Genomic DNA, 7,729 nt, shown 5'->3' with positions numbered 1-7,729 from the left:
GCGCTAGTACTTGGCATCGTCGACGAAAACCCGTACAATGCGGCCATTTTCGGGTTGTCCGCCTCTCACTTGCTCATCACCCACTGTTAAAAGTAGTATCAGCGACATTCGTTCATTTTTCAGCTGCTCGGATTGAGCAGTGTGCAGTCATTCAACAGATGGACGCGCTAAAGGCGCAGGAATAGACCCGTTTTGAAGAAATCCGCCGCAACACCTAAAGCAGCAGTCGTGCCGGCCTGGCGCCAGCACCTGCATTATCGACTCAAGGAAGGCGCGCTGATCGCTATCGGCGCCCTGTGCCTGTTCCTGATGATGGCCTTGCTTACCTATGGCAAGGACGATCCGGGCTGGAGCCACAACAGCAAGATCGAAGACGTGCAGAACTTCGGCGGCCCCGCCGGTTCCTACAGCGCCGATATCCTGTTTATGGTGCTGGGCTACTTCGCGTATATCTTCCCGTTATTGCTGGCGATCAAGACCTGGCAGATCTTCCGCCAGCGTCACGAACCGTGGCAGTGGAGCGGCTGGCTGTTCTCCTGGCGCCTGATCGGCCTGGTGTTCCTGGTGTTGTCCGGCGCGGCGCTGGCGCACATTCATTTTCATGCACCTACCGGCTTGCCGGCGGGCGCGGGCGGGGCGTTGGGCGAAAGCCTCGGCGACCTGGCGCGCAAGACCCTGAATATCCAGGGCAGCACCTTGATGTTTATCGCGCTGTTCCTGTTCGGCCTCACTGTGTTCACCGACCTGTCGTGGTTCAAGGTGATGGACGTGACCGGCAAGATCACCCTGGACCTGCTCGAATTGTTCCAGGGCGCAGCCAACCGCTGGTGGTCGGCCCGGGTCGATCGCAAACGCATGGTCGCGCAACTGCGTGAGGTGGACACCCGCGTTAACGAAGTGGTGGCCCCGAGTACGCCGGACCGCCGCGAGCAAGCCAAGGTCAAGGAACGCCTTATCGAGCGCGAGCAAGCCCTGAGCAAGCACATGTCGGACCGCGAGAAGCAGGTGCCGCCGGTGATTGCCCCGGCACCGCCCAAAGCGCCGGAGCCGAGCCATCGTGTGCAGAAAGAGAAGCAGGCGCCGTTGTTCGTCGACAGCGCCGTAGAGGGCACCTTGCCGCCGATCTCGATTCTCGACCCGGCCGAAAAGAAACAACTCAATTATTCTCCGGAATCCCTGGCGGCCGTCGGCCACCTGCTGGAAATCAAGCTCAAGGAATTCGGCGTCGAAGTCTCGGTGGATTCGATCCACCCAGGCCCGGTGATTACCCGTTACGAAATCCAGCCGGCAGCCGGCGTCAAGGTCAGCCGTATCTCCAACCTGGCCAAAGACTTGGCCCGTTCCCTGGCCGTGACCAGTGTGCGTGTGGTGGAAGTGATCCCCGGCAAGACCACCGTCGGCATCGAGATTCCCAACGAAGATCGTCAGATCGTGCGCTTCTCCGAAGTGCTCTCGACCCCGGAATACGACAACTTCAAATCGCCGGTCACCCTGGCCCTCGGCCACGACATCGGCGGCAAGCCGGTGATCACCGACCTGGCAAAAATGCCGCACTTGCTGGTGGCCGGTACCACCGGTTCCGGTAAGTCGGTGGGCGTGAACGCGATGATTCTGTCGATCCTGTTCAAGTCCGGCCCGGATGACGCCAAGCTGATCATGATCGACCCGAAGATGCTCGAATTGTCGATCTACGAAGGCATCCCGCACCTGCTGTGCCCGGTGGTGACCGATATGAAGGACGCCGCCAACGCCTTGCGCTGGAGCGTCGCCGAGATGGAGCGTCGCTACAAGCTGATGGCGAAGATGGGCGTGCGTAACCTGTCGGGCTTCAATGCCAAGGTCAAGGAAGCCCAGGACGCCGGTACACCGCTGACCGACCCACTGTACAAGCGCGAAAGCATTCACGACGAAGCGCCGCTGCTGACCAAGCTGCCGACCATCGTGGTTGTGGTCGATGAATTTGCCGACATGATGATGATCGTCGGCAAGAAGGTGGAAGAACTGATCGCGCGTATCGCCCAAAAGGCCCGTGCGGCCGGTATTCACTTGATCCTCGCCACCCAGCGGCCGTCGGTGGATGTGATCACCGGCTTGATCAAGGCCAACATTCCAACGCGGATGGCGTTCCAGGTTTCCAGCAAGATCGACTCGCGCACTATCATCGACCAGGGCGGCGCCGAACAACTGCTGGGTCACGGTGACATGCTCTATATGCCTCCGGGCACCAGCCTGCCAATCCGGGTTCACGGCGCCTTCGTCTCCGATGATGAAGTTCACCGCGTGGTGGAAGCCTGGAAGCTGCGCGGCGCGCCGGAATACAACGACGACATCCTCGCAGGCGTCGAAGAGGCCGGCAGCGGCTTCGACGGCGGTAGCAGCGGTGATGACGATGCCGAAACCGACGCGCTCTACGACGAAGCCGTGGCATTCGTACTCGAAAGCCGTCGCGCCTCGATCTCTGCGGTGCAGCGCAAGCTCAAAATCGGTTACAACCGCGCCGCCCGCATGATCGAATCCATGGAAAACGCTGGCGTCGTAACCGCCATGAACACCAACGGTTCGCGTGAAGTCATCGCTCCCGGGCAGATGCGCGACTGATTCCGTGCTGCGTGACAACACGCAGCGCGCCCTGACGACTCAATGAGGATTCCCATGCGCTTTATCCGCATGCTGTTGTTGCCGGCACTGGCCCTGACTGCTGTTTCGGCCCACGCTGATCCGGCCTCGGTGGCCAGCCTGACTAACCTGCTGGACAAGTCCAAGACCCTGACCGCACGCTTCTCCCAGTTGACCCTGGATGCCGGCGGCACCCAGTTGCAGCAAACCGAAGGCGAAATGGCCGTACAGCGTCCTGGTCTGTTCTACTGGCACACCGAAGGCAAGGCCGAGCAGACGATTGTTTCCGATGGCCAGAAGGTCACCCTGTGGGACCCGGACCTGGAGCAGGCGACCATCAAGAAGCTCGACCCTCGTTTGAACCAGACGCCGGCGCTGCTGCTGTCGGGCGATGTATCAAAGATCAACGACAGCTTCGATATCACCTCCAAGCAAACCAGCAACGTGATCGAGTTCACCCTCAAGCCTAAATCCAAGGACACGCTGTTTGACAGCCTGAACCTGTCGTTCGGCAATGGCGTGATCAACAACATGCGCCTGATCGACAGCGTGGGCCAGCGGACCGATATCCTGTTCTCCGGCGTCAAGGCTAACCAGCCAGTGGACGCATCCAAGTTCAAGTTCGTCATCCCCAAGGGTGCCGACGTGATCCAGGAATAACCTGTCTAGAGGTTTCAAACGCTGCCCATGGATTTGTTTCGAAGTGACCCGATTGCTCAGCCTTTGGCGGCGCGTTTGCGCTCGACCAACCTGGATGAGTACGTCGGGCAGGAACACCTGCTCGCTCGCGGCAAGCCTTTGCGTGAAGCCCTGGAGCAGGGTGCGCTGCACTCGATGATTTTCTGGGGGCCGCCGGGCGTGGGTAAAACCACCCTGGCGCGGCTGCTGGCAAAAGTCTCGGATGCACATTTCGAAACGGTTTCGGCGGTACTGGCCGGGGTCAAAGAGATTCGCCAGGCGGTAGAAGTTGCCAAGCAACAGGCTGGGCAATACGGCAAGCGCACCATCCTGTTTGTCGACGAAGTGCATCGTTTCAACAAGTCGCAGCAAGACGCGTTTTTGCCGTATGTCGAAGACGGTACGTTAATCTTTATTGGCGCTACCACCGAAAACCCTTCGTTTGAACTCAACAATGCCTTGCTCTCGCGAGCGCGTGTCTATGTGCTCAAGAGCCTGGACGAAGCGGCGATGCAAAAGCTGCTGCATCGTGCCCTGAGCGAAGACAAGGGCTTGGGCAAGCGCCAGCTGAGTGTCAGCGAAGAAGGCTTCAAAATTCTGCTGGCCGCCGCCGATGGCGATGGTCGCCGCTTTCTGAACCTGCTGGAGAATGCCTCGGATTTGGCCGAAGACGGCCACGAGATTGGCGTCGACCTGTTGCAAAGCCTGCTCGGCGACACGCGCCGCCGTTTCGACAAGGGCGGCGAAGCCTTTTACGATCAGATCTCGGCACTGCACAAGTCTGTGCGCGGCTCCAACCCCGACGGCGCGTTGTACTGGTTTGCACGCATGATCGACGGCGGCTGCGACCCGCTGTACCTGGCGCGCCGCGTGGTACGCATGGCCAGCGAAGACATCGGCAACGCCGACCCGCGCGCCTTGAGCCTGTGCCTGGCCGCCTGGGATGTGCAGGAGCGCCTGGGTAGCCCGGAAGGCGAGTTGGCCGTGGCCCAGGCCATCACCTATCTGGCCTGCGCGCCAAAAAGCAACGCGGTGTACATGGGCTTCAAATCCGCCCTGCGCGCCGCTGCCGAATACGGCTCTCTTGAGGTGCCGATGCACCTGCGCAATGCGCCAACCAAGCTTATGAAACAGTTGGGTTATGGCGACGAATACCGCTATGCCCACGATGAGCCGGACGCCTACGCGGCCGGCGAAGACTACTTCCCCGATGAGCTTGAGCCCTTGCCGCTGTATCAGCCGGTGCCGCGTGGCCTGGAGCTGAAAATCGGTGAAAAGCTCAATCACCTGGCCCAACTCGACCGTCTCAGCCCAAAACAGCGGAGAAAGTAGTGCTCAAGACCATTCTTGCCGTGTCCGCCGCGGGCATCGCTGGTACATTATTGCGTTTCGCCACTGGCACTTGGGTCAGCGCCAATTGGCCGAAGCATTTTTATGCGGCCACTCTGGCGGTCAACCTGGTGGGTTGCCTGATTATCGGCCTGTTGTACGGCTGGTTCCTGTTGCGCCCCGAAGTGCCGATTGAGGTTCGCGCCGGCTTGATTGTCGGTTTTGTAGGCGGTCTTACGACCTTTTCATCCTTTTCACTGGATACGGTGCGCCTGCTGGAAAGCGGGCAAGCTTTGGTAGCTTTCGGTTACCTGGGCATCAGCGTGTTCGGCGGGCTGCTCGCCACCTGGGCTGGCCTGTCCTTGACCAAACTTTGATAAACGAGAGACCGACATGCTCGATTCCAAACTGTTACGTAGCAACCTTCAGGACGTAGCGGACCGCCTGGCATCCCGTGGCTTTGCCTTGGATGTTGCGCGCATCGAAGCGCTGGAAGAACAGCGCAAGACCGTCCAGACCCGCACCGAAGCGCTGCAGGCTGAGCGTAATGCGCGTTCCAAATCCATTGGTCAGGCCAAGCAGCGTGGCGAAGACATCGCGCCGTTGATGGCGGACGTCGAGCGCATGGGCACCGAGCTGTCCGACGGCAAAGTCGAGCTGGAAGGCATTCAGACCGAGCTGGATTCGATCCTGCTGGGCATCCCGAATATTCCGCACGAATCCGTGCCCATTGGTGAAGACGAAGACGGCAACGTCGAAGTGCGCCGTTGGGGCACGCCAAAAGCCTTTGATTTCGAGATCAAGGATCACGTTGCGTTGGGCGAACTGACCGGCGGCCTGGATTTCGAAACGGCCGCCAAAATGTCCGGCGCACGCTTTGCTCTGCTGCGCGGCCCGATCGCGCGCATGCACCGTGCCCTGGCGCAGTTCATGATCAACCTGCACACCGCTGAACACGGCTACGAAGAAGCCTACACGCCGTATCTGGTGCAGGCGCCGGCGCTGATGGGCACCAGCCAATTGCCTAAGTTCGAGGAGGATCTGTTCAAGATCAGCCGCGACGGCGAAGCCGACCTGTACCTGATCCCGACCGCCGAAGTGTCGCTGACCAACATCGTCGCCGGCGAAATCCTCGACGCCAAGCAGCTGCCGATCAAGTTCGTGGCCCACAGCCCGTGTTTCCGTAGCGAAGCCGGCGCTTCGGGGCGTGACACGCGCGGCATGATCCGCCAGCACCAGTTCGACAAAGTTGAAATGGTGCAGGTTGTTGAACCGTCGACCTCCATGGAAGCCCTGGAAGGCCTGACCGCCAACGCCGAGCGCGTCCTGCAACTGCTGGAGCTGCCTTACCGCGTACTGGCGCTGTGCACCGGCGACATGGGTTTCAGCGCTGTAAAAACCTACGACCTCGAAGTGTGGGTGCCGAGCCAGGACAAGTACCGCGAAATTTCGTCGTGCTCCAACTGCGGTGATTTCCAGGCCCGTCGCATGCAGGCGCGTTTCCGCAACCCGGAAACCGGCAAGCCGGAACTGGTACACACCCTCAACGGTTCGGGCCTGGCCGTAGGCCGTACCCTGGTGGCCGTGCTGGAAAACTACCAGCAGGCCGACGGTTCCATCCGCGTGCCGGAAGTGCTCAAGCCGTACATGGGCGGCGTTGAGGTCATCGGCTAAATGGAATTTCTGCCGCTGTTTCATAACCTGCGCGGCAGTCGTGTGTTGGTCGTCGGTGGCGGGGAGATTGCCTTGCGCAAATCCCGGCTGCTGGCCGACGCCGGTGCGTTGCTGCGGGTGGTTGCTCCCCAGATCGAAGACCAGTTGCGAGAACTGGTGCTGGGCAGTGGCGGGGACCTGATTCTGCGCGGTTATCAGGAGGCCGACCTTGACGGCTGCGTTCTGATTATCGCGGCCACGGACGACGAGCCGCTGAACGCGCAAGTGTCCAGCGATGCCAAGCGCCGGTGCGTACCGGTCAATGTGGTGGACGCGCCAGCCCTGTGCAGCGTGATCTTCCCGGCGATTGTCGACCGTTCACCCTTGGTGATTGCGGTGTCCAGCGGCGGCGATGCGCCGGTGCTGGCGCGTTTGATCCGCGCCAAGCTGGAAACCTGGATTCCGTCGACTTATGGCCAGTTGGCCGGTTTGGCGGCGCGTTTTCGCGCCCAGGTCAAAGGTTTGTACCCGGATGTGCAACAGCGTCGGGCCTTTTGGGAGGAGGTTTTCCAAGGCCCGATCGCCGACCGTCAATTGGCCGGGCAGGGCGATGAAGCTGAGCGTCTGTTGATCGAAAAGGTCAACGGCGCGCCGCCGTACGCGCCGGGTGAAGTCTATTTGGTCGGTGCAGGCCCAGGTGATCCGGACCTGCTGACCTTCCGCGCCTTGCGCCTGATGCAGCAAGCCGACGTGGTGCTGTATGACCGCCTGGTAGCGCCGGCGATTCTTGAGCTGTGCCGACGTGACGCCGAGCGTATCTACGTCGGCAAGCGTCGCGCCGACCATGCCGTGCCGCAGGACCAGATCAACCAGCAACTGGTGGACCTGGCCAAGCAGGGCAAGCGTGTGCTGCGACTCAAAGGTGGCGATCCGTTCATCTTCGGCCGTGGCGGCGAAGAGATCGAAGAACTGGCGGCCCATGGCATCCCGTTCCAGGTGGTGCCGGGGATCACGGCAGCCAGCGGTTGCGCGGCGTATGCGGGGATTCCGCTGACGCACCGTGACTATGCGCAGTCGGTGCGCTTTATCACCGGGCATTTAAAGAACGGGACCTCGGACCTGCCCTGGCATGACCTGGTAGGGCCGTCGCAAACGTTGGTGTTCTACATGGGCCTGATCGGCTTGCCGATCATCTGTGAGCAACTGATCAAGCACGGGCGCGCGGCGGATACCCCGGCGGCGTTGATCCAGCAGGGCACCACGTCCAACCAGCGTGTCTTTACTGGCACATTGGCGGATTTGCCGCGCATGGTGGCGGAGCATGAAGTGCATGCGCCGACACTGGTGATTGTCGGTGAGGTGGTGGTGTTGCGCGAGAAACTCAAGTGGTTTGAAGGCGCGCAATCCCAGGTCTGACATCGCCGCTGTGGTGAGTGATCTTAATGTGGCGAGG

General features: G+C 60.8%; 6 protein-coding genes. All 6 read left to right on the top strand.

Annotated elements, in window-relative coordinates:
- The first annotated feature begins 192 nt into the window (after positions 1–192).
- Genes GIW28_RS17640 through cysG form a run of 6 tightly spaced genes read left to right on the top strand, consistent with a single transcriptional unit; the run spans position 193 to position 7,692 of the window.
- On the top strand, positions 193–2,598 hold the full coding sequence (locus tag GIW28_RS17640) for a DNA translocase FtsK (RefSeq protein ID WP_069788233.1): 2,406 nt from the start codon (positions 193–195) through the stop codon (positions 2,596–2,598).
- A 54-nt stretch (positions 2,599–2,652) separates the two neighbouring features.
- The gene (lolA, locus tag GIW28_RS17635) at positions 2,653–3,276 is read left to right on the top strand and encodes an outer membrane lipoprotein chaperone LolA (RefSeq protein ID WP_017137501.1); all 624 of its coding nucleotides are present in this window, start codon (positions 2,653–2,655) and stop codon (positions 3,274–3,276) included.
- Between the two features lie 27 nt (positions 3,277–3,303).
- Positions 3,304–4,626, top strand: coding sequence for a replication-associated recombination protein A (locus GIW28_RS17630; RefSeq protein WP_017137500.1), 1,323 nt, complete (start codon positions 3,304–3,306; stop codon positions 4,624–4,626).
- Positions 4,626–5,000: a fluoride efflux transporter CrcB gene (gene crcB, locus GIW28_RS17625; RefSeq protein ID WP_017137499.1), complete on the top strand. Its 375-nt coding sequence runs from the start codon at positions 4,626–4,628 to the stop codon at positions 4,998–5,000. Before GIW28_RS17630 ends, crcB begins: the two co-directional genes overlap by 1 nt.
- A gap of 16 nt (positions 5,001–5,016) precedes the next feature.
- Positions 5,017–6,297 carry a serine--tRNA ligase gene (gene serS / locus GIW28_RS17620; protein WP_017137498.1) on the top strand — a complete coding sequence of 427 codons (1,281 nt, stop codon included), beginning with the start codon at positions 5,017–5,019 and terminating at the stop codon, positions 6,295–6,297.
- Positions 6,298–7,692, top strand: a complete 1,395-nt coding sequence (gene cysG, locus GIW28_RS17615; RefSeq protein WP_017137497.1) for a siroheme synthase CysG — start codon at positions 6,298–6,300, stop codon at positions 7,690–7,692.
- The last annotated feature ends 37 nt before the right edge of the window (positions 7,693–7,729 follow it).

Source organism: Pseudomonas sp. PA-5-4B (assembly GCF_021606215.1).
Classification (GTDB): domain Bacteria; phylum Pseudomonadota; class Gammaproteobacteria; order Pseudomonadales; family Pseudomonadaceae; genus Aquipseudomonas; species Aquipseudomonas edaphica.
Note: the sequence above shows the minus strand (reverse complement) of the source record. Positions and strands in the feature narration are given on the sequence as shown.

Excerpts from the sequence above, each read along its gene's own strand:
- lolA (WP_017137501.1), top strand. The coding sequence starts at position 2,653 with ATGCGCTTTATCCGCATGCTGTTGTTGCCGGCACTGGCCCTGACTGCT.
- cysG (WP_017137497.1), top strand. The coding sequence starts at position 6,298 with ATGGAATTTCTGCCGCTGTTTCATAACCTGCGCGGCAGTCGTGTGTTG.
- GIW28_RS17630 (WP_017137500.1), top strand. The coding sequence starts at position 3,304 with ATGGATTTGTTTCGAAGTGACCCGATTGCTCAGCCTTTGGCGGCGCGT.
- serS (WP_017137498.1), top strand. The coding sequence starts at position 5,017 with ATGCTCGATTCCAAACTGTTACGTAGCAACCTTCAGGACGTAGCGGAC.